The 22,067-nt window shown below is 55.0% G+C and carries 16 protein-coding genes; 11 read left to right on the top strand and 5 right to left on the bottom strand.

Going from position 1 to position 22,067, the window contains the following annotated elements:
- Positions 1 to 92: 92 nt before the first annotated feature.
- Complete coding sequence (locus tag MKZ07_RS13045; protein WP_036698633.1) at positions 93 to 1,394, top strand: GntP family permease; 1,302 nt, start codon at positions 93 to 95, stop codon at positions 1,392 to 1,394.
- Positions 1,395 to 1,421: 27 nt separating this feature from the next.
- A complete protein-coding gene (locus MKZ07_RS13040) occupies positions 1,422 to 2,564 on the top strand; it encodes a glycerate kinase (RefSeq protein ID WP_036698631.1) in 1,143 nt (380 codons plus the stop codon).
- Positions 2,565 to 2,650: 86 nt separating this feature from the next.
- Here the strand turns inward: MKZ07_RS13040 and MKZ07_RS13035 are convergent, their stop codons facing one another.
- Both MKZ07_RS13035 and MKZ07_RS13030 read right to left on the bottom strand, forming a co-directional pair.
- Positions 2,651 to 3,679 carry a CdaR family transcriptional regulator gene (locus MKZ07_RS13035; protein ID WP_036698629.1) on the bottom strand — a complete coding sequence of 343 codons (1,029 nt, stop codon included), beginning with the start codon at positions 3,677 to 3,679 and terminating at the stop codon, positions 2,651 to 2,653.
- Between the two features lie 279 nt (positions 3,680 to 3,958).
- A complete protein-coding gene (locus MKZ07_RS13030; RefSeq protein WP_036698626.1) occupies positions 3,959 to 4,873 on the bottom strand; it encodes a dihydrodipicolinate synthase family protein in 915 nt (304 codons plus the stop codon).
- Between the two features lie 96 nt (positions 4,874 to 4,969).
- On the opposite strand from MKZ07_RS13030, the gene MKZ07_RS13025 reads away from it, so the two are divergent.
- The 4 genes from MKZ07_RS13025 to MKZ07_RS13010 all read left to right on the top strand — a co-directional run bounded on the left by MKZ07_RS13025 (position 4,970) and on the right by MKZ07_RS13010 (position 9,615).
- Positions 4,970 to 5,728, top strand: a complete 759-nt coding sequence (locus MKZ07_RS13025) for an IclR family transcriptional regulator (protein WP_341026060.1) — start codon at positions 4,970 to 4,972, stop codon at positions 5,726 to 5,728.
- 41 nt (positions 5,729 to 5,769) lie between these two features.
- On the top strand, positions 5,770 to 7,749 hold the full coding sequence (locus MKZ07_RS13020) for a YjhG/YagF family D-xylonate dehydratase (protein WP_445670280.1): 1,980 nt from the start codon (positions 5,770 to 5,772) through the stop codon (positions 7,747 to 7,749).
- Complete coding sequence (locus MKZ07_RS13015; protein WP_341026058.1) at positions 7,746 to 9,329, top strand: glycoside hydrolase family 43 protein; 1,584 nt, start codon at positions 7,746 to 7,748, stop codon at positions 9,327 to 9,329. The genes MKZ07_RS13020 and MKZ07_RS13015 overlap by 4 nt, the downstream gene beginning before the upstream one ends.
- 79 nt (positions 9,330 to 9,408) lie before the next feature.
- Complete coding sequence (locus MKZ07_RS13010; protein WP_036698618.1) at positions 9,409 to 9,615, top strand: hypothetical protein; 207 nt, start codon at positions 9,409 to 9,411, stop codon at positions 9,613 to 9,615.
- Between the two features lie 385 nt (positions 9,616 to 10,000).
- On the opposite strand, the gene MKZ07_RS13005 is transcribed toward MKZ07_RS13010, so the two are convergent.
- Complete coding sequence (locus tag MKZ07_RS13005) at positions 10,001 to 11,617, bottom strand: mannitol dehydrogenase family protein (protein WP_341026057.1); 1,617 nt, start codon at positions 11,615 to 11,617, stop codon at positions 10,001 to 10,003.
- A complete protein-coding gene (gene uxuA, locus MKZ07_RS13000; protein ID WP_036698613.1) occupies positions 11,618 to 12,694 on the bottom strand; it encodes a mannonate dehydratase in 1,077 nt (358 codons plus the stop codon).
- 223 nt (positions 12,695 to 12,917) lie between these two features.
- Between uxuA and MKZ07_RS12995 the strand changes: the two genes are divergently transcribed.
- The gene (locus tag MKZ07_RS12995) at positions 12,918 to 13,571 is read left to right on the top strand and encodes a GntR family transcriptional regulator (protein ID WP_036698612.1); all 654 of its coding nucleotides are present in this window, start codon (positions 12,918 to 12,920) and stop codon (positions 13,569 to 13,571) included.
- Positions 13,572 to 13,679: 108 nt separating this feature from the next.
- Here MKZ07_RS12995 and MKZ07_RS12990 read toward each other — a convergent pair whose 3' ends face one another.
- Entirely contained in the window at positions 13,680 to 14,585 is a 906-nt protein-coding gene (locus tag MKZ07_RS12990; RefSeq protein WP_036698610.1) for an AraC family transcriptional regulator, read from the bottom strand.
- A gap of 194 nt (positions 14,586 to 14,779) precedes the next feature.
- Here MKZ07_RS12990 and MKZ07_RS12985 point away from each other — a divergent pair, with 194 nt between their 5' ends.
- The 4 genes from MKZ07_RS12985 to MKZ07_RS12970 all read left to right on the top strand — a co-directional run bounded on the left by MKZ07_RS12985 (position 14,780) and on the right by MKZ07_RS12970 (position 22,025).
- On the top strand, positions 14,780 to 16,864 hold the full coding sequence (locus MKZ07_RS12985; protein ID WP_036698607.1) for an alpha-glucuronidase family glycosyl hydrolase: 2,085 nt from the start codon (positions 14,780 to 14,782) through the stop codon (positions 16,862 to 16,864).
- A gap of 91 nt (positions 16,865 to 16,955) precedes the next feature.
- Positions 16,956 to 17,750: a Nif3-like dinuclear metal center hexameric protein gene (locus tag MKZ07_RS12980; protein ID WP_076154476.1), complete on the top strand. Its 795-nt coding sequence runs from the start codon at positions 16,956 to 16,958 to the stop codon at positions 17,748 to 17,750.
- A 207-nt stretch (positions 17,751 to 17,957) separates the two neighbouring features.
- On the top strand, positions 17,958 to 20,240 hold the full coding sequence (locus MKZ07_RS12975) for an AraC family transcriptional regulator (protein WP_341026053.1): 2,283 nt from the start codon (positions 17,958 to 17,960) through the stop codon (positions 20,238 to 20,240).
- A 189-nt stretch (positions 20,241 to 20,429) separates the two neighbouring features.
- Positions 20,430 to 22,025 (top strand): extracellular solute-binding protein, encoded by a 1,596-nt coding sequence (locus MKZ07_RS12970; RefSeq protein ID WP_036698838.1) that lies wholly within the window; start codon positions 20,430 to 20,432, stop codon positions 22,023 to 22,025.
- Positions 22,026 to 22,067: the final 42 nt, after the last annotated feature.

The following is a 22,067-nucleotide window of genomic DNA, read 5'->3' as shown; positions in this document are numbered from 1 at the left end:
CAATGCATTTCGTCCGTTCATCAATATTCTTTTCCTCCCCCGAGACCTTATAATGAGAGCGTGTTCAACAAGTTCTTAGGGGGATATTTGAAATGGAAGGATTAATCATTGGTTGGTATGGAGCGCTTGCAGGACTGGCAATTGCCATTATTCTGATCCTAAAGAAATTAAATCCGGTCTACGCTCTGTTCCTGGGTGCCATTGTAGGGGCGCTGATCGGCGGAGCCAATCTCGAACAGACCGTGAGCGTTCTTGTAAGCGGTACACAAAGTGTAATGGGCACGGTGCTGCGGGTGCTGGCCGCCGGTGTGCTGGCTGGTGTGATGATGGAGTCGGGTGCGGCTGAAGCCATAGCCCAGGCTATTGTCCGAAAGTTCGGCGGAAGTAAGGCCATTCTGGCCCTCGCGCTGGCCACGATGGTCATTACGGCAATGGGCGTATTCATCCCGGTAGCGGTGCTGATTGTGGCTCCGATCGCTTTATCCGTAGGTAACAAAATGGAGATCTCGAAGCTGGCGCTGCTGCTGGCCTTGTCGGGCGGGGGGAAGGCAGGTAATATTATCTCACCGAATCCGAATACGATTGCTGCTGCGCGCGGCTTTGATCTTGATCTGAGCCATGTCATGCTGGCAGGTGTAATCCCGGCAATCTGCGGATTAATTGTAACCGTTATCTTAGCAACCCTGCTGAAGAAAAAAGGTGTCATGGTTACCCCGGGCGAAGCTGCGAACGGGACAGATAACGCGAATACGGCCGCTTACCCGCCGCTCAGCAGAGCTATTGTGGCTCCGCTTGTGGCCATCGTCCTGCTCATGATTAACCCGATCGGCTCCATCTCCGGGATCGAAGCGTTGACCAAGCTTAAGGTGGATGCGCTCTATATTCTGCCGCTGGCGGGGATCATCGGGATGCTGGCGATGGGGCAAGGCAACAAGGTGCTGCAGTATACATCCTCCGGCCTTAGCAAAATGACCGCAACTGTACTGATCCTAATTGGGGCAGGCGGCATCGCCGGTCTGATCTCCGCTTCCGATCTGTCCGCCCAGGTCGTGCATCTGATTGAGCTGTCCGGGATTTCCGGGACGTTCCTGGCACCGATCTCCGGGATACTAATGGCTGCGGCTACCGCCTCAACATCCACGGGTGTTATTGTCGCCACCGGCTCCTTCGGGCAGGCCATCCTGAATATGGGCACCGCTCCGCTGGCTGCCGCTGTGATGGTTCATACCGGAGCTACGGTCATCGACTCGCTGCCGCAGGGCACTTACTTCCATGTCACGGCCGATAGTATGAAAATGTCGATCAAGCAGCGCATGGGGCTCATCCCGTATGAGGCCATCGTTGGCGGCACGATGACGATTGTGGCTACGCTGGTTTACGGATTTTTACTCTAAGATCAATCATATAGATGAGGTGTGGAAATGAGAGAGAGAACCTTTGTACTGGCGCCGGATTCCTTCAAGGAGAGCATGACCGCGAAAGAAGTATGTGCAGCGATGGAGACCGGGCTCCGCAAGATATACCCTGAAGCAACCTACATTCATGTTCCGATGGCTGACGGCGGGGAGGGAACCGTACAGTCCCTTGTCGACGCTTCCGGCGGAGAGATTCATTATTTAGAAGTCGCAGGACCGCTGGGACATCCGGTAACGGCACAATTCGGCATTCTCGGTGACGGCCAGGCGGCGGCCATCGAGATGGCTTCAGCCAGCGGCATTCAGCGGGTGGACAAGGCGGAGCGGAATCCGCTGATCACCACCACCTATGGTACGGGCGAGCTGATTCTGGAATGTCTGAACCGTGGTATCCGCAAAATCATCATCGGCATCGGCGGCAGCGCCACCAATGACGGCGGTGCCGGAATGGCCGAAGCGCTCGGCGCCCGATTCCTGGATGAAGCTGGGAACTTGCTCCCTCGCGGCGGCGGCAGCCTGGGGCGGCTGGCGAGTGTTGACGTTAGCGGGCTTGATGCGAGACTGCAGCAGGTTCAGCTCATCGTTGCCTGCGATGTGACCAATCCGCTCTGCGGGGAGCAGGGGGCTTCAGCCGTATTCGGTCCGCAAAAAGGGGCTACACCCGATATGGTGCAGCAGCTTGACACCAATCTGGCCCATTATGCAGCGGTTGTGAAGCAGCAGCTTCACAAGGATGTACGTGATCTTCCCGGAGCTGGTGCCGCCGGAGGACTGGGCGCGGGTCTGATGATCTTCACGCAGGCCACGCTGCAGAAGGGAATTGAGATCGTGATTGAATACACAGGGCTTCAGCAGAAGCTGGAGCAGGCGGACTTCGTCTTCACCGGAGAAGGCGGGATTGACTTCCAGACCAAATTCGGTAAAACTCCGTACGGCGTAGCCCGCACCGCCAAGGCCAGCGGCAAAAAAGTCATCGCCCTGGCCGGTTACATCGGCGAGGGAATCGAGACGCTCTACGCCGAAGGAATCGACGCCGTCTTCGGCATCGTTCCCGGCGCTTCGAGCCTGGAGAAGCTGCTGGCTGACGGTCCCGCCAACGTCGAGCGCACCTGCGAGAATATCGCCAGGCTGCTGAAGCTAGCCGAATAGAATGTGCAAACTAGGGCCCCGGGAATAAGATTTCCCCGGGGCCCTAGATTTGTGTTTTGTGGTTGAACGGATGAAGGCTATAGTATCTATTTATACAGCGCCAGCAGCTCATGCGTAAGCTCGAAGAGCTGCAGCAGGTTCCTCGGGTCCTTGCCGGTGATGCTCTCGATCCGCTTCAGGCGGTATTGCAGTGTATTGCGGTGGATATTCAGCTGCTCAGCCGTCTGCGAGACGCTGCAATTGTGATTGATGAAGCTGCGGAGCGTCTCCAGCAGATCGGCGGTATCCTCCAGCTTAATCGCCGTGCCGGGCTTGTCTGACAGCTTCGCCTGACTGAGCTTCACCATGAATTCCGCATCCTCGTAGCGGATCGATTGTTCAGCAGGGCGGAGTGCCAGAAGAACGCCGAGGGCAGCTTTGGCCTGGCGGTAGCCCTCCGCGATACTGGCCTCCAGCCGGCCCGAAGCCAGCAGGAGCTGCGGCTGATTATGCAGCAGCTCCGCAATTAGCCGGCTGCAGTCCGGCCGGTTCTGGACCAGGATTACCCATGTATCCCCGTCGAGCTGGAAGGACGGATGCAGGAACAAGAGCTTTGCCTCATCAAGCTCCGGCTGCACATGCTTGAGATACAGCACGGTGGTCTTCTGCAGAAGGTCGATCTGATAGGCCGCGGCTTCTTTTCGCAGCTTCTGGGAGTATGCTCCCTGATGGTCAAGGAGCATCTCCAGCAGAGCCTTCTTGCGGCTGGCTTCGCTGGCCAGATGCTCCAGCGTGTTTCTTTGTTCAATGAGCAGCGATACCGTGGTCCTCACGATATTGCAGAAGGGCCGGACCTCTTCCGGGCTGCCGGAGATTCCGATTACACCTACGCGGGTGTTGCCTATGACAATCGGTTCGTTGGTGCCTTTTTTCTCATATCGCCCGTCCTCCATGACTTCAACCCTGTGCCCGGTGGACAGCGCTTCAACAGCCCCCTGATGAACGGTGCCTACCCTTGCCTTATGCCCGCTGCCGATGATGATCCCCTGATCGTTCATGATGTTGATGTTATAGGGGATGTCCATCATCATCTTGTCTACAATTTCCTGCGCCTGCTTCTCCGATAGCTGAAACAACCGGAATTCCCTCCTCGTCTTGAGCGGGTAACCGCCAATATTGTCTCTCAATTGCTCATTGTGCATCTGAACAAAATTATAGACCAACCTTCACAGCGAAGAAAGGAGGAACCTCACTCATAGCCTTGCAAGGAACCTCACGAGGAATTTTACGAGGAAGCCTTATAAGAAGCGCTGCTAGGAATAGCACAAAGTATCGCCCAGCACCAAAAAAGCCAGCCCCAACTCGGGCTGACCTTGAAAAATAAGAATAGATGAGTCCCGCGCAATAAATATCGCTTACCCTTGGGCAATACCCGCCCGGCTGAAAATCAGCTTCAGCTTCTCCTCATGCTCCGCACTCCATACCCCAGGTGAAGCCAGGCTGAAGGTGGATACTGGAACACCCGACAAGCGGACAGCTTCCTTGATCGAAGCGATGAACGGGTCATCAATGGCATACAGGGCCGGAATTTCAACGATCTGCCGGTTGAACTGAAGGACGCCTGCCAGATCTCCCTTTTTGAAGCTGTCATACACGCCAAGCATCAGCTGAGGAGCGAAGTTCGCACTGGCAGCGATCGCCCCGTCTCCTCCGGCAGCCAGTGTAGGCAGCAAATATTCATCGAAGCCGCAGAAGACGGAGAAGTCCGGACTAACCGCCTTAACCTGCATGATCATCTGGCGGATGTGGCTAAGCTGGTCCACGGTATCCTTGATGCCGAGTACATTCGGATAATGTGCGGCAAGGCGGGCCACGAAGGCCGGGGTCAGATCCTGGCCCGTCATGGCCGGGAAGTTGTACAGCATGAGCGGCACATCGACGGCTTCCAGAACAGCAGCATAATGCGCGAACAGGGCGTCCCCGCTCAGCTTGTAGTAATACGGATTCATAATGACAATGCCGGTAGCTCCATGCTCAGCGGCATGACGGGAGAGGCGAAGGGTCTCAGCAACCGTGTTGCTGCCGGTGCCGATCCAGGCCGGAAGACGGCCATTCGTATACTCCAGGCATAGCTCTGCGATCTCTTCACGCTGCTCTGCGGTGAACAGGGTGAATTCTCCGGCCGTTCCAAGGAAGAACAGACCGTGAACCCCTTTGGCGATCAGGCTGTCGATCAGCAGCTTCATTCCGTCACGGTCGAATTTTCCGGCTGAATCCAGAATGGTTGGAACGGGAGGAATGACACCTGCATTCGGGTGGCTAAGTTTCATTTTATTTTTGCCTCCTGGTTTGGTATTATAAACATATGATTATTATAGTGAACTTGAAAGGCTTAATCAATGGATTTATGAGAGGGGAATGAAGGTGTGGACCAGAAGTATTGGGTTCCGGCATTGGAACGGGCAGATCTGATTCTTAAGGCCATCTCAAGACAGACCGGAGTGCTCAAAATGACAGATCTCTGCGAGGAGACCGGTATTAACAAAAGCTCGATGTTCTCGCTGCTGCGCACAATGGAGACTCTGGGGTGGGTGGAGAAGGATGCGGGCGAGCGGTATGTGCTTGGCGCCGGGATCTCCTACTATAATACCGTCTACAATGATTCGCTTAAGCAAAATATGAATCTGGTAGAGCGGTTCCTGGCAGAATCGGCGCAGAGTGTCGGGGCGGTGGGGGAGACCTTTCAGCTGTCGGTACTGGACCGCGATGAGATTATTTACTTGGCCAAGCAGGAGGGGCAGTCCCTGGTAAGGCTGGAGTCCAGCCCCGGGATGCGGTTCCCGGCACATGCGACGGCGATGGGTAAGATGATGCTGGCGCTGCTGCCGGAGGGAGAGCTGCAGCGGCGTTATTCCGGCAAAAGCTTATCCGCAGTCACCTCACACACGCTGACGGATTGGGCTGAATTCACAGCGGCTTTGGCCGATATTCGCAGGACTGGCTATGCCGTGGACCGTGAAGAGATCATCCAAGGCATCAGCTGCGTGGCTGCACCGGTTCTGGATGCCGCAGGCAAGGCGGTTGCCGCTGTCAGTACTTCGATGCTTCAGCATGCCTTCACCGCGAAGCAGGAGGCGGCGATCCGGGAGGTAACCCTACTTGCGGGGAAGCTCTCGTTGTCATAGACATCCGGGCACATTCATTCTGAGGGAGAGAAGGGATTCATATGAAATTGACCGTAGAAGAGATTATGAAGGAAGACATCATTGAAGCTGTTCCGGTACATACCGCTGCGGAAGGGCCGGCCGGCAGGCTGCCGATCACCGGGGAGGTGCTGAGAAATGCGCCGAGCGGAGAGATTTTTGGCATGACACAGAATGCCGGCATGGGCTGGAATCCGCTGCTGCTGAACCGGCCCCAGTACCTGATTCTCGGAACGATGGGCGGTATCCGGCGTGAGGACGGCACTCCGCTGGCGCTCGGATACCATACCGGTCACTGGGAGATCGGCGTGATGATGGAGGAGATTGCGGAGGAGCTTACCGCGAATGACGGAATTCCGTTCGCCGGTTATGTCAGCGATCCCTGTGACGGCCGTTCCCAGGGAACCACAGGCATGTTCGATTCCCTGCCTTACCGCAATGATGCGGCCATCGTGCTGCGGCGGCTGATTCGTTCACTCCCTACCCGTAAGGGTGTGCTTGGCGTAGCTACCTGCGACAAAGGCCTGCCGGCCATGCTGCTGGCTCTTGCCGGGATGCACAAGCTGCCGGGAATTATCGTCCCCGGCGGCGTGACCCTGCCGCCAGTGGAGGGGGAAGACGCGGGCAAGGTTCAGAGTATCGGGGCAAGGTACAGCAACGGAGAATTGTCTCTCGAAGAAGCGGCAGATCTCGGCTGCCGGGCCTGCGCGACGCCGGGTGGCGGCTGTCAGTTTCTCGGCACCGCCGCAACCGCCCAGGTGATTGCGGAGGCATTGGGTATGGCACTACCGCATTCGGCCCTGTCTCCTTCGGGGCAGCCGATCTGGAAGAATATCGGCCGCCAGTCGGCCCGGGCCCTTCAGCATCTGGATCAGAACGGAATCGTCATGAGTGACATTTTGACAGATCAGTCGATCCAGAATGCGATGGTGCTGCATGCTGCCTTCGGCGGCTCAACGAATCTGCTGCTGCATCTGCCGGCCATTGCCCATGCCGCCGGGCTGAAGGTCCCAACCGTCGAGGACTGGAACCGGGTGAACCGGATGGTACCGCGCCTCGTTAGCGTACTGCCGAACGGTCCGGTACCGCATCCGACAATTCGCGTGTTCCTGGCAGGGGGCGTTCCTGAGGTGATGCTGCATCTGCGGAAGCTGGGGCTGCTTGACGAATCTGTACTCACGGTTACAGGCCGGACACTGGGCGAGAATCTGGACTGGTGGGAGAGCTCACAGCGGCGGACTGATCTGCGGCAGCGGCTGCTGGAAGCAGACGGCGTAGATCCCGATTCCGTGATCATGAGCCCGGAAGAGGCCAAGCGCCAGGGCATGGCGTCTACTATGACGTTCCCTATCGGCAATCTCTGCCCCGAAGGTGCAGTCATCAAATCGGCAGCCATTGATCCTGCCGTTCTGGACAGTGAGGGCATCTATCGCCATACCGGACGAGTGAAGGTGTTCACCACCGAGAGAGCCGCCATCCGCAGCATCAAGCTGGGTATGGTCCAAGCGGGGGATATTCTGGCCGTTATCGGCAGGGGGCCGAGCGGAACGGGGATGGAGGAGACCTACCAGCTCACCTCGGCGCTTAAGCATCTGCCTTACGGCAAATATGTCACGCTGATCACAGATGCCCGCTTCTCCGGCGTATCCACCGGTGCCTGCATCGGCCATATGGGGCCGGAAGCGCTGGCAGGCGGCCCGCTCGGCAAGCTTCGCGACAATGACTGGGTGGAAGTTCGCATTGATACCGTGAACCTGGAAGGAAGCGTCAATCTGGTGGGTGAGGGAGATGAGCCGCTGAACAAGGAAGCGGGGACGCTGATCCTTGCTGCACGGACACCGCATCCGGGCCTGGCGGTAGACCCGGGCCTGCCGGAGGACACCCGGTTGTGGGCTGCACTTCAAGCGGCCAGCGGCGGAACCTGGAAGGGCTGCATTTACGATACTGACAAAATCATTGCCTTACTGGAAGCAGGACGGCAAGCATTGGAGGAGAAACTATGAGCCGAAATCTGATTCATAATCCGATTCTGCGCGGATTTCATCCCGACCCGTCGATCTGCCGGGCTGGAGATGACTATTACATTGCTACTTCAACCTTTGAGTGGTTCCCCGGCGTGCGGATTCATCATTCGCGCGATCTGGTGAACTGGCGGCCGCTGACCTATGCGCTGACCCGCAACTCGCAGCTCAATATGGAGGGGGACCCCGATTCCGGGGGTATCTGGGCACCTTGCCTCACGTACGACAATGGACTCTTTTATCTAATCTATACCGATGTCAAAAGCCGCCAGGGTGCCTTCAAGGATACGCCGAACTATCTGGTGACTGCGGAGAATATCGAAGGCCCCTGGTCTGAGCCTGTCTACCTGAATAGCAGCGGCTTCGACCCTTCACTGTTCCATGATGAAGACGGGCGCAAATGGCTGGTCAATATGTTGTGGGATCACCGCACTGGCCGCAACAGCTTTGCCGGGATTGTGCTCCAGGAATATTCGGCGGAAGAGCAGCGCCTGGTCGGACCGGTTACTAACATCTATAAGGGAACGGAGCTGGCGCTGACTGAAGGCCCGCACCTATATCGCAAGGACGGCTGGTATTACCTGATTACGGCTGAGGGCGGTACGCAGTATGATCATGCGGTAACCGTAGCCCGCGCGAAGCAGATTGAAGGTCCTTATGAGACCGCTCCGGTTAATCCGCTGCTGACCTCTGCAGGCCACCCCGAGCTTGTGCTGCAAAAAGCAGGCCATGCCAGCCTGGTCGAGACGCAGACCGGCGAATGGTACATGGTGCATCTATGCGGCCGTCCTGTGAAGGACAACTACTGCAACCTCGGCCGGGAGACAGCGATTCAGCGCGTCGAATTCACCGCTGACGGCTGGCTGGCCCTGTCTGGGGGAGGGAATGCTCCCGCGCTGACCGTGGAAGGCCCGGATCTTCCGGCGCATCCTTTTGCCGCAGCCGATCCGCGCGACCACTTCGAGGCTCCGCAGCTGGATGTCCGCTGGAGTACCTTGCGGGTGCCTGCGGATGAGTCCTGGCTCTCGCTTCAGGAGCGTCCGGGATACCTGCGCCTGCGTGGCAGGGAATCCATGAGCTCCATGCACCGTCAGAGCCTGGTCGCCTTGCGCCAGCAAGCCTTCCGGTGCAGCGCTGAGACGTCAGTGGACTTCGAACCGGAGCATTTCCAGCAGATGGCCGGCCTGATCGTCTATTACGATACGATGGATTACCTCTATCTGCGGATTACGCACGATGAAGTCCTCGGCCGAACTCTGGGACTCATCCGTTCCAAGGATGGAATCTATGAAGACACTCTGACGCCTGAAGTCCCGCTGCCAGCCGGAGCAAGTGTAGTACTCAAGGTCGTCATCGACGGCGAACTCGCCCAGTTCTATTACAAGGTTGGTGAATCCTCTTGGGAGAAGATCGGCCCGGCTCTGGAAATCTATCACCTGTCCGATGATTTCCCGGCCTACATCCGGTTTACGGGCACCTTCATCGGCATGTGCGCCCAGGACCTCAGCGGCACGCTGCATCCGGCGGATTTTGATTACTTTGAGTATCTGGAGCAGGAGTAGTATCGGCCTATACCTGGAGCATCGAAAAGGATGCTCCCATGAGGCTAAGGCAATAAAGGAAAACTAGGGGAATGAACAATTGAAAGGGATAAATCCCGCTGAATCCGCCAAAAGTGGGCGGAAGGAGGAAATGAAGGGGATAAATCCCTTTCAATTCGCCAAAAGTGGGCGGGAGGAGGAAATGAAAGGGATAAATCCCTTTGAATCCGCCGAAAGTGGGCGGAAGGAGAAAATGAAGGGGATAAATCCCACTGATTATCCAGATGCGCGCCAAGTGAGCAAATGAGGAGCACGAGTGCTCCTGAATTTCAGAAAAGTTGGCTAAACGAGCAAATGAAGAGCACGAGTGCTCCTGAATTTCAGAAAAGTTGGCTAAACGAGCAAATGAAGAGCACAAGTGCCCCTGAATCCCGGGAAAGTTGCCTAAACGAGCAAATGAGGAGCAGAGTATCTACGCTTCCGCCGCAAGCGCGGGCCAACTCCGCAGTCTAATGTGATTGGTGCCGCAGAAACGCAACACTCAGCTAAGCAGACCGGTTTATACTCTGTCTTCTCCGTCACCGGCCATCCTTACAACACTCACCACACAAAAAAAGGCTAGGCCCTCCTTATTCAAGGAGAGCCTAGCCTTTCTACTTATGTTCGTGTGTTCGCGCACACCCGCCCACAACTCAGGCGGTGTACTTCTCCAGCGTAGCTCTTACTGCGCCCGGACCAGCCAGCATCTCGGTGAACATGCCCTCGATCGTCCCGCCCAGTCCGGCGGTGTACAGGTCTACGCCGAAGATGGCCTGATCCTCCAGCACTGCGCGCACGCCAGCGGCCGTAGCAGCATCTGCGCCCAGAGCAACGCCTATAAGCCGCGCTTGCAGCGATTCCAGCAGCGGGTCGGGGCTCAGCGTGAAGGCAGCACCTTCATCGTTCACGCCGAGCAGATACCGGCACCATGCTGCAATCGCCAGCGGGATGGCCGTTAACTGCGCCGGGTCAAGCTCCTCACTGCGGATATACGACTTGATCGTCTCGCCGAAGCGGATGCCGACCTTCTGCGAGGTATCCGTAGCAATCCGCTGCGGAGTGTCAGGGATGAACGGGTTGGCGAACCGTTCCTGCAGCACCTCGTCCAGGAATTGCTTCGGACTCAGGATGCCCGGATCGACAACCACCGGCAGGCCTTCCTTGTAGCCGATAGTCTCGACCAGCTTCCGCAGCGTGGCATCCTGCATCTCGTCGGTGATGAGTGTGTAACCGAGTAGACAGCCGGTGACTGCCAGCGCTGTATGCAGCGGGTTGAGGCAGGTGGTTACCTTCATGGTCTCCACCTTGTTGACTGTATCGCGGTCTGTGAAGATCACACCGGCTGCTTCAAGCGCCGGGCGTCCGTTCGTGAACTTATCCTCAATGACCAGATACTCGCTGATCTCCGCGTTAACGAAGGGAGCGGTGTACGTGTTCTTGGAGGTGACGATCACATCCATGCCGCCGATCCCCTGCGCAAGCAATGCTGCCTGGACGGATTCAGACGGGCGCGGCGTGATTTTGTCAATCATGGACAGCGGGAAGGTGATCTTCTGCTCATCCTCAAGGTAGGCTACGAACCCTTCTTCTACAAGACCCTTGGCGGCCCATTCTTTGGCGATCGTAACCATGCCGTTCTTCAGCTTGTCACCGTTATGCGAGCAGTTGTCCATGCTGACGAAGGTCATCGGGAACTGGCCCTTCAGGTAACGCTTGTAGGCGAAGGAAGCCACGATGCTCATGGCATGCACCGGACGCTCCGGCCCGCCGGCGATGTCCTTCTCCACGATGCCCAGATACTGTCCGTCCGGTCCCGTGAGGGAGTAGCCCTTCTCCGTAATCGTAAAGCTCGCCATTTGCAGGCTGGGATTCTCAAAAATCTCAGTCAGGCGGCTGTAATCCGCTTCCCGCGTCTTATCTGCAGTGATGCCTTCGACGATGCTGCTGACGATCCGCTTCTGGAAGTCACCCGCCGCATTCATCAGCACCAATAGAGTCAGATTGTCATAAGGCTTGTAGACCTTGTCAATCATCTCGAAATCAAAGGTCTCGGCGGCGATAATGCCAGTATCGGCCTTGCCGCTGTCCAGCAGCTTCTGGTGCGCATTCGCCACGAAGCCTCTGAAAATATTCCCCGCCCCGAAGTGAACCCACTCTGGCTTCTCCAGCGTATTCGCCGCAACTGCCTCGTAATCAAACTGCGGCAGCTCTACCCCTGCGGCTTCCCAAGCTGCCCGATCAGCAATGCTGCTTCTGTTCAGACTCAGCATTTATTTTGCCCCCTTTACATTCTCCAGGCTGTCCCATACGCCGAGCAGGTACATGATGCCCATCGCTCTGTCGTAGAGGCCATACCCAGGACGGCAGTTCTTTTCTTCACCCCAGAGATGTCTGCCATGGTCCGGACGCACATAACCGGTGAAGCCGCTCTCATGATACGCCTTAACAACCTCCGCAACATCTACACTGCCATCGCGTCCGCGGTGGGATACTTCAATGAAGTCTCCATTATCGAACACCTTCACATTACGGATATGGGCAAAATAAATCCGGTCATGGAACTCGCGGATCATCGCCGGCAGATCATTCTCCGGGTTCGTGCCGAGCGAGCCGGTGCAGAAGGTCAGGCCATTATACGGGCTGTCCACCATGTCCAGGAAGCGGCGGATGGAGTCGCGGCTGCGGATAATGCGAGGCAGTCCGAAGATCGGCCAGGCCGGATCGTCCGGATGAATCGCCATTTTGATATCCACTTCTTCACACACCGGAATGATGCGCTCCAGGAAATACTTCAGGTTGTCGAACAGCTTATCCTCAGTAACGTCAGCATAGGACGCGAATAGCTCATCCAGCTTGGCCAGACGCTCCGGCTCCCAGCCGGGCATCGTGAATTGTCCGGCACCCTTCAGGATGCGGTCCACCATCTCGCGCGGATTATCGGTAATGGCAGCCTTTTCATAAAAGAGAGCGTTCGAACCGTCCGGCAGCTCTTTGTACAGCTCGGTACGGGTCCAGTCGAATACTGGCATGAAGTTATAGCAGATGACCTTGACGCCAACCTTGGCGAGCTTGCGGATCGTATCGATATAGATGTCAATATATTTGTCGCGGGACGGCAGTCCGATCTTAATATCATCATGAACGTTGACGCTTTCAACAACTGCTGTGCTGAAGCCCTTGGCTGTGATCTGATCGGCAACCTTCTGGATGTCTTCCATCTCCCAGACCTCACCGGCCACCTTGTGGTGCAGCGACCAGACGATGCCCATAACGCCCGGGATTTGACGGATGTGGTCAAGAGTGATGTTGTCGTTGCCCTCGCCGTACCATCTCCAAGTCATATTCATTGTCATTTCCTCCTTAGTAGATAAGCATAAATACAAATGTTAACCATCCGAAGCCTTGTGACAATTGACCTTACAGAAACATCGGTTCATATGCGATAATCTTGTATACAAGATTCGATTCGTAATGATCATAGAATATGCGTTCATCTTTGTCAATGAAATTCATATCCCTTTTCTATATAATGGGGGAAGAAGAATCCCGAACAGAAAGTTGGTCTATTCCATGACTTCCAAAAAAGAAATAATGGCCTACCTCAAGCAGGAGATTCTCTCCCTTGAGCTGAAGCCGGGGGCGATGATCAGTGAGACGGCTCTATCCGAGCGCTTCCAGCTGTCGAGAACGCCGATCCGTGATGTGCTGAAGCAATTGTCCCTGGAGCAATACGTCGATATCTATCCCAAAAAAGGCAACCTCGTATCGTACATAGATCTGGAGTCGGTGGAGCAGATCATCTATCTGCGCAATGTGCTGGAGAAGGAGATTATGAAGTCGCTGGCCGGGAATATCCCGCTAAAAGGGCTGCATGAGCTGAGGGATAACCTCGCACAGCAGCAGAAGTGTATCGAGCAGGCGGAGGGGGCGGAGGTGTTCCTGCAGCTCGATGACCAGTTCCACCGCACGATGTTCGGCCTGGCCGGGCGTGAGTTCCTGTGGGGTGTACTCCAGCAGTTCAATGTGCACTACATTCGCTACCGCAAGCTGCATATGCTGAAGGACGAGAAGCTGTCGGCAATTCAGCAGGAGCATCAGCAGCTTCTGGATTATATCGTGCAGGGTGACACCGCGGGGATCGACGAACTGCTGCATCATCATCTGCGGGCAGATATCGACTCCAAGAACCTCCAGGAGCATTTCGCCACGTATATCAAAAAATAGGGCAAGCCTTCATCAAGCCCCGCCCGTGATAGCGCAAAAAGCCCGCCCTCATCATTCATGAGGGCAGGCTTTTACTAAATATAAGGCTGTTCGGGCTTCGAGCTCTGCCTAGCTCCTGCCCTCGCGGTATTCCCGCGGCGACTTGCCGCTCCAGCGCTTGAACTGTCTGCTGAAATGGGCGATATCGCGGTAGCCGAGCAAGCCGGATATCTGGCTGACCGTAAGGCTGTGGTCATCCAGCAGCACCTTGGCTTCATGCAGCATCTGTTCAGACAGGTAGACGCGGGGGGAGAGGCCGAAGACCTGGCGGAAGACCCTGTAGCAGTGCGAGGGGCTGATCCCCAGCTCAGCGGCGATGTCGTCAACGCCATAATGGCTGTCATAAGGCACCTCCTGCTTGAACTGCTGATAGACCAGGCTCTGGAGGCGGCTGCGGATCTGGTGGGCCAGCTCGATTCGCTCATAAGTGCCCGGGGAGGAATTGTCAGCCTCCAGGGAGAAGACCTCCCAGAGCTGGGCGAACAGCTCGAAGACGGCGGACTGCAGCCTCATGCGCTGGGAGATCGTGATGCTGCCGGAGCCGGAGGTGGAAATCTCCACCAGTCTGCTGAGGAGCGGTCCTAATCTGTGGGCAACATTGCTCTCTGAGGTGAATAATACATGATTCAGCCGGCTGAGAAGTGAGATGAACAGCTTGTCATCGATATCGAAATGGATGCAGAAATAGGTGAAGGGCCCGCCGTTTCCGCTGCGGCTGGAATGGATATCGCCCGGCCTCAAGAGGACCAGATCCCCGGCGCGCTGGAGGTAGCTGTGGTTGTTGACCGTGAGCTGCTGCTCCCCTTCAAGCACATAATTGAATTCATATTGGGGATGGGCGTGCTGCGGATAATCCCATTCCCCGCTCACCTTACGCAGATGCATGCCGAACAGGTTGAGCGTGGTTTTCACATCCGGGATGATAGTTTCACTAAGGCTTTGCCCCGGGACCGGCGGTTCAAAAGCTGCAACCAATAGGATCGCCCCCTGATACTTTGCGTTCTCGTGATAGGTATGTATAGGCTGTACACATGTTCTTAGTATACAGGATTCTGCTTGATTTGGGTAAATATTAGCGTGATTTGACAATGTTCCGGGGCTGCGGCTGCGTGGTAGGATGAACCTGAATGAAATCTAGTATACAAGATGTATGCAGAGGAGATATGGACATGAGACAACAATCCGGGAATGAGTATGCTGCACAATATGACAGCGGATACAATGCGTGGTTAAGCTATCCTAAGCTTCAACAAGGCTCCCTATATAAGCAATATGCGAAATGGTGCGGAGCAGTATCCGTTACGGAAGGCGGGGAGACCATCCAGGCTGCACTTCAGGAATGGACAAGAGGCATTGCCTCGCTATTGGAGCTTGAGGCTGTCTCCAAGCCGCAGCCGGAAGAATTCGGTGTGGCCTTCGGCACCTTCGCGGGTGATCATCCGCTGATCCAGGGCTTGTTCGAGGACAAGACGGTCCAAGCTGTGGGAGCAGAAGGATTCGCCATTCGTACCAGCCAGTCCCGTAAATGCATTGCTGTAGGGGCTTCCACCCAGGCAGGTGTGTTATACGGCGTCTTCCATCTTCTACGCCTGATTGCCAGCGGCAAGGACATTGAGAATCTGGATGAAGTAGTGAATCCTGTGAATTCGCTGCGGATGATTAATCACTGGGATAATTTCGACGGAAGTGTGGAGCGCGGCTATTCCGGCAGATCCTTCCTGTATGAGAATAACCAGTTCACGAAGGATATGGACCGGATTACAGACTATGCGCGGCTGATGTCTACCGCCGGCATTAACGCAATAGCGATCAACAATGTTAACGTTCATGCACTTGAGACGCTGTTTATCTCTACCTATCTGCCGGATGTGGCGGGAATCGCCGATATCTTCCGTATCTATGGCATCCGCCTGTACCTGTGCGTGAACTTCGCCGGACCTATGCATGAAGGGGAAGTCGGCAGTGCAGACCCGCTGGATGAAGGTGTACGGGAATGGTGGAAGTCGAGAGCGGCCGACATCTATGCAGCTATCCCTGATTTCGGCGGCTTCGTGGTCAAGGCTGATTCGGAGAATCGTCCCGGCCCGTTCACTTACGGGCGGAACCATGCAGACGGGGCCAACATGCTGGCGGAAGCCCTGGAGCCTTATGGCGGCATCGTGATCTGGCGCTGCTTTGTATACAACTGCAAGCAGGACTGGCGTGACCGCAAGACGGACCGGGCCAGAGCGGCTTATGACCATTTCAAGCCGCTGGACGGCCAGTTCCATGATAACGTCATTCTGCAGATCAAGAACGGCCCGATGGATTTCCAGGTCAGAGAGCCGGTATCTCCGCTCTTCGGCGCACTGGAACGGACTAACCATGTGATCGAATTCCAGATCGCCCAGGAATATACCGGACAGCAGCGCCATGTCTGCTATCTCGTTCCGCAGTGGAAAGAGATTATGGAGTTCGACACACAGGCTAAGGGCGGAACAGCGCCGGTGAAGCGGATCGTTGACGGATCGCTGTGGGGCAACCGCCTTAGCGGCATTGCGGCGGTATCCAATGTGGGTAATGACCGGAACTGGACGGGCCATCTGCTATCCCAGGCGAATCTCTACGGCTTCGGCCGGCTGGCCTGGAATCCTGAGCTGAGCGCGGAGGAGATTGCGGCCGAGTGGATCGCTTTGACGTTCGGCACAGACACAGCGGTGGCCGGGGTAATCAGCCGGATCCTGCTGGATTCATGGGAGATCTATGAGTCTTATACATCGCCGCTTGGCGTAGGCTGGATGATCAATCCCGAGCATCACTACGGCCCGAATGTGGACGGCTATGAATATTCGATGTGGGGTACCTACCACTATGCCGATCATCAGGGCATCGGGGTAGACCGTACCGTGAATACCGGTACCGGCTACAGCGCGCAGTACATGGGCAGCAACGCCGTGCGTTATGATTCACTGGAGGAATGCCCGGATGAGCTACTGCTGTTCTTCCATCATGTACCGTACACTCATGTGCTGCATTCCGGCAAAACCGTGATCCAGCATATCTACGATACGCATTTCGAAGGTGCAGAGCGTGCCGAAGGGCTGCTGGACGCCTGGGGCGGACTGAAGGGGAGCATCGCAGACGGCCTGTACACTCAGGTGGAGGAACGCCTTAAGGGGCAGGCGGCTCATGCCAAGGAATGGCGTGACCAGATTAATACGTATTTCTACCGCAAGAGCGGAATTGCAGATGCATTAGGCCGGACCATCTACTAAGGGAGCATCTGCGTACCGGACGGCCCTGTCCTGTCTTTTGACAGGCTGTGCCGGGAACTCATTTGAGTAACACCGAGGAGGATAAGATCTCATGGCACTGACTTTCAGTGATTTGATGGAGCACTTGAATGCAGGGGTACAGCTGCCCGTGAATACGGTGGATAAGCTTGCGCCGGACGCTGCGGCAACAGAAGTGCAGGGAATCGTGACTGCCTTCGCCGCTTCGCAATATGTAGTGGAGCAGGCTGTCCGGCTTGGCGCCAACCTGGTGATCACGCATGAAGGTGTCTTTTATAGCCACCAAGGTCACGGGAGCGAGTGGGAGCAGGATTCCGTCTACAAGGAGAAGTCTGCATTGATTACAAGCAGCGGGGTAGGTATCTACCGCTTCCATGACACGATACACCGTTATACGCTGGACGGAATCGTCGAAGGGCTGCTGCATGAGCTGGAATGGGAAGCGTATGTGGAGCGGCATCTGCCTGAGGTATCGATCCTCACCATCCCTGAGATGACCGTTTCGGAAGTGGCCGCCTATGTGAAGCAGAAGCTGAACATCCCTTATGTCCGTGCTGCCGGGAACCTCTCTGCTACATGCTCCAGGGTGGGGGTGCTGGTGGGTTTCCGGGGGAACGGCAGTACGGTCATCCCGATGTATGAGCAGGAGTCGCTTGATCTGGTCATCGCCGGTGAAGGCTTCGAATGGGAGGTGCCTGAGTATATCCGGGATGCGGTCAGACAGGGCAAGGACAGGGCACTCATCATGCTCGGCCATGCCGAGAGCGAAGCGCCGGGAATGAAGCTGCTGGCAGAGCGGCTGAGCCGGCAGTTCCCCGAGGTGCCGGTGCGCTTTATTCCGGAGCAGCCAGTGTTTCAAATTGTATAGATAGCGCAGCCTCTTTGAAGGTTGAAGACCCGGGGATAATGGCTTTCCCCTAAGGTCTTCTGCCGGCAAAGAGGTTTTGTTTGTCCAGCCGGATGGCATAGTATAGCGGACTTGTTTACAAATTGACGATCTGGTTCATATTGCGGATTGCCCCCCGGGCACAACTATCATATAGTGGAATTCTATATGAGGTAAGGAGCGTAGAAGATGAAGCACAAGCACCTGAGGTTCAGCAGAAGTGTAGCCTTTAAATGGATCCTCTCCTATTCAGTAATCATGATTATCCCGCTTATTGTTAGCGCTATCATCTACTTGCAGACCAAACAGATTGTCGAATATGAGATTGAGCGTGCAGGCAACGCCATACTTAAGCAGATGCAGAATACTGTAGACAGCGAGATTAATCAAGCTGAGAAATTGGCGATGCAGTTATCGATTCATAGCGGTGTGAACAAATACTTATCCCTCACACCCGGCGCAGAGAGGGCCAGCTCCTTTCAGATCTATCAGATCCGGCAGGAGCTCAGCAAATACAAATCCGCCAATGATTTCATCGATGGGATCTATCTCTATTCAAGCAATCTGGACCGTGTGCTGACGGATGAGACGTATACGGACAGTGAAACCTTTTATGCAATGAACAATAAGATGATCGGATTGTCTTATCAGGAGTGGCTGTCACAGCTGAACGGTGAGACTGCAGGGCGGGAAGCCTCTCTTCCGTTTATTGAGTTTAAGCGCTGGGAGCAGAAGGTTGTGATGATGAAGCCCTTCGCCAGTGCCACTGCAAGCAATGGACAGAAGGGGATGTTGGTTCTTCCGCTGAACGGCAGTAAGATTCATAGCATGCTGAAGAACGTAGACTGGGTAAATAACGGTGATGTGTACATTACCGATGATCATAATCAGGTGTTATTTCGTAATAATGAGGCTTCTCCGCAGCAGCCAATGCCTGACGCTGAGGCTGGCGGTGAGACTGCGGGTACTTCTTTCCAGGATATTGCCGGCACGGAGAATATGGTCTCCTTCATTGATTCCGATAACACGAACTGGAAGTATATCAGCGTATTTCCTTCAAGCGTGTTCTGGGAAAAAGCGCGGCAAATCCGCAATTTGAACCTGCTTGGGCTGTTCATCAGCTTTTTGATCGGGGCGGTGGTTATTTCTTACTTTGCCCGCAAGAACTATAATCCTGTCCGTGAGCTGGTCCATATGTTCTCGCCCTCCGCCGATGAACAGACGCAGCGGGTGCTGGATGAATTCTCCTTCATTCGGGAGAGTGCGCTGGCTACCATCCGGGAGAGGGATGATGTGAACAGCCGACAGTTCAGGCAGCTCCGTGTGCTCCAGACCTATTACTTGTCGCAGCTGCTCAGAGGGCAGGCGGAGAACGGATTATCGCTGGAGGAAGTGGCCAGAGTGCATCATTTCCAGTGGGATTCCGGGTATTTTGCGGTGCTTCTATTCTATATTCAGTCCGGCGGGGAAGAGGGGCCTTCGCCAAGCCTGTCCAATTTCATCGTATCCAATATCATCATGGATTTCACCGGACCGAATCACGGCTTGAGCTTCACCGAGATGGATGGCATGCTGGCGGCAGTGATGAACATTAACACCGGGCGTTCCGGCAGATGGAAAGAGGATATTGAAGAAGCGCTCAGCCAAACCCTGGAGTTCATTCAGCGGAAATACGGCCTGCAGATCGCCATGGCCGGCAGTGAGCAGCTCTCGGGCATGGGAAGTTTGCATCAGGGGTATCTGCAGGCGCTGGAGGCTCAGGAATACCGGCTGGTGCTGGAAGAGGATACGACGGTCTGGTACGGGGATATTGAGCAGCAGCAGACGGATTATTACCTGACGATCAATGACGAGGTTGTTTTTATTAATCTGGTCAAAAGCGGTGACTTCGGGAAGGCATCAGCGATGGTGGAGGAGATTCTGGGCCGCTTCTTCGGCTCCCAGGTGTCTATTGAGCTTGTGAGATATGCCATGATTGATTTAAGCAGCTCTATTATGAAGGCAGTCCCCCAGGAGATGAAGCGCTCGAAGCTATGGGAAGAATGGCGTCCGATGAAAAGGCTTCTGGCCTGCTCAACGCGCGCAGATTTCCGTAACGAGCTGACCGAGCTGATCCAGCTGGCCTGCAGCCAAGCCTCGGAAAAGCTTGCTTCAAATTCTGGAATCGGAGACCAGGTATCTGCCTATGTGCAGGATCATTATGCGGATATCAACCTTAGCGTGTCTATGATTGGTGCCCATTTCGGGATCACGCCGCAGTATGTATCACGGTTGTTCAAAGAACAGAGCGGGCAGGGACTGCATGATTACATCAGTCAGGTTCGTACAGCCGAAGCCAAGAAACTGCTTCAGCAAGGCGTCACCATTGAGGAGATATCCTCCCGTGTAGGATTTTCCAGCAGCAGTGCGTTCATTCGGGTATTCAAAAAGTATGAAGGCATCACGCCGGGGCGGTTCAAAGCTCTGCAATAAACAAACAGAATATACAATTTCCTGACAGGAGGATAGAAGCAGGCCGGATCTATCCTTCTTTTGCGTTTTTGACAATGAATTACGCATTTTGAATATTGTTTGTATACAAGATTCAGCATACATTGTAGAGGCATTAAGTCGTCAACTACACAAATTACGGAGGTCATACTAGTGATCAAATTATCTGGAATGAAAAGGCTCCACAAACCGCTTGCCGTTTTGTTAGGTTTCACCATGCTGGCTGCCGGCTGCACTAGTTCCAAGAATGCAAATGATGAGAGTGTCCCTAACAACCCTGCGGGGAACGGCCCGGCTTCCAATGAAGCCGCAGCAGCTTTTGCTTATCCGATGAAAGGCGGAATAGAGCTGACCTATATGAATGAACAACTGGGAGGCACACCGGAGCGGCTGCCGGTCGATGACGAATATGAGAAACGTACAGGCATCGCCATCAAGCAGCTGGGCGGAACCCCCATGACCGATCAGAAATTCAGTCTGCTGCTGGCATCGGGCGATCTGCCGGATATCTTCCTCAATACCTGGCTGCAATACCCTGGCGGTCCCGATAAAGCCGTTGAGCAGGGGTATATTCTGAAGCTCAATGACCTCATGGATCAATACGCGCCGAACCTGAAGAGAACGCTTCAGGAAAATCCGGATATCGACAAAATGATTAAAACGGATGACGGCACTTATTACGCCTTCCCGTTCATCCGCTCGGAGGCCGGACGGGTCTACGGCGGGCCGATTATCCGCAAGGATTGGCTTGATGAACTGAAGCTCAGTGTCCCGGAGACGATTGACGAATGGCACACCGTACTGACTGCTTTTAAAGAGAAGAAAAAGGCGGCCTCCCCTGTAACCTTCCGCACGATGTTCCTGGGAGAACGGACCGGCGGATTCGCCGGAGCCTTCGGTGTGATGGGGAACTTCTACGTCAACGACGGCAAAGTAGTCTACGGCTATCTGGAGCCTGGCTATAAGGAATATCTGAAAACGATGAGCCAGTGGTACAAAGAAGGCCTGATCGATAAGGATTTCGCTTCGATTGATTCAGCTACAGTGGATAAGAAAATGACCTCTAATGTCAGCGGAGCAACAATCGGCTGGCAGTATTATATTGAGAAATATAATTCAGCCGTACAGGAAGTAGATCCGAAGGCAGACTTCGTAGCCGCTCCATACCCGGCTGCCGTAAAGGGCGGGCTTCCGGAGTTCGGACAGCTGGATAATGCCTATGCGGGGACAAGCTCGGCGGCGATCTCAGCGACAACCAAGAACGCCCGAGCTGCTATGCGCTGGCTGGATTACGCTTTTACCGAAGAAGGCAAAATGCTGAATACCTATGGGGTTGAAGGCATTACCTACATGCTCAAAGACGGAAAGCCCGTCTATACCGATCTTGTGGTGCAGAATCCGGATGGCCTCGGCAGCGACCAGGTAATGGGCAAATATTCCCATGGCACCAACTTCCCGATGATTCAGCAGGACAATAATCTGCCGGCGAAGTATCCGGCTACGGCCGAATCCATCGGCATCTGGAAACGAACCAATCATGAGAGCCACCTGCTTCCTCCGGTCACACCGACTGCCGAGGAAGCAGATGAAATGAGCAGTATTATGAACGACATTAACGCTTTTGTGAAAGAGGCTGAGCTCAAGATCATCCTGGGCACTGATTCCGTAGACAATTACGATAAATATGTGCAGCAGATGAAGGACCTTGGTATCGAACGCGCACTGGAAATTCAACAAGCGGCGTATGAACGTTACCTGAACCGTTAATTTGGGCGGGCAGGGGCTGCAACACATACAACAGGTACCGGC

This window comes from Paenibacillus sp. FSL P4-0338, assembly GCF_038002365.1.
Taxonomy (GTDB): domain Bacteria; phylum Bacillota; class Bacilli; order Paenibacillales; family Paenibacillaceae; genus Paenibacillus_AQ.
The sequence above is the reverse complement of the archived record's forward strand: the minus strand, read 5'-3'. Positions and strand labels throughout refer to the sequence as shown.

What these genes read in the sequence shown, in the direction of transcription:
- MKZ07_RS13045 (WP_036698633.1), top strand. Translation starts at nt 93, where the DNA reads ATGGAAGGATTAATCATTGGTTGGTATGGAGCGCTTGCAGGACTGGCA.
- MKZ07_RS13040 (WP_036698631.1), top strand. Translation starts at nt 1,422, where the DNA reads ATGAGAGAGAGAACCTTTGTACTGGCGCCGGATTCCTTCAAGGAGAGC.
- MKZ07_RS13030 (WP_036698626.1), bottom strand. Translation starts at nt 4,873, where the DNA reads ATGAAACTTAGCCACCCGAATGCAGGTGTCATTCCTCCCGTTCCAACC.
- MKZ07_RS13020 (WP_445670280.1), top strand. Translation starts at nt 5,770, where the DNA reads ATGAAATTGACCGTAGAAGAGATTATGAAGGAAGACATCATTGAAGCT.
- MKZ07_RS13015 (WP_341026058.1), top strand. Translation starts at nt 7,746, where the DNA reads ATGAGCCGAAATCTGATTCATAATCCGATTCTGCGCGGATTTCATCCC.
- MKZ07_RS13005 (WP_341026057.1), bottom strand. Translation starts at nt 11,617, where the DNA reads ATGCTGAGTCTGAACAGAAGCAGCATTGCTGATCGGGCAGCTTGGGAA.
- uxuA (WP_036698613.1), bottom strand. Translation starts at nt 12,694, where the DNA reads ATGAATATGACTTGGAGATGGTACGGCGAGGGCAACGACAACATCACT.
- MKZ07_RS12995 (WP_036698612.1), top strand. Translation starts at nt 12,918, where the DNA reads ATGACTTCCAAAAAAGAAATAATGGCCTACCTCAAGCAGGAGATTCTC.
- MKZ07_RS12985 (WP_036698607.1), top strand. Translation starts at nt 14,780, where the DNA reads ATGAGACAACAATCCGGGAATGAGTATGCTGCACAATATGACAGCGGA.
- MKZ07_RS12980 (WP_076154476.1), top strand. Translation starts at nt 16,956, where the DNA reads ATGGCACTGACTTTCAGTGATTTGATGGAGCACTTGAATGCAGGGGTA.
- MKZ07_RS12975 (WP_341026053.1), top strand. Translation starts at nt 17,958, where the DNA reads ATGAAGCACAAGCACCTGAGGTTCAGCAGAAGTGTAGCCTTTAAATGG.
- MKZ07_RS12970 (WP_036698838.1), top strand. Translation starts at nt 20,430, where the DNA reads ATGAAAAGGCTCCACAAACCGCTTGCCGTTTTGTTAGGTTTCACCATG.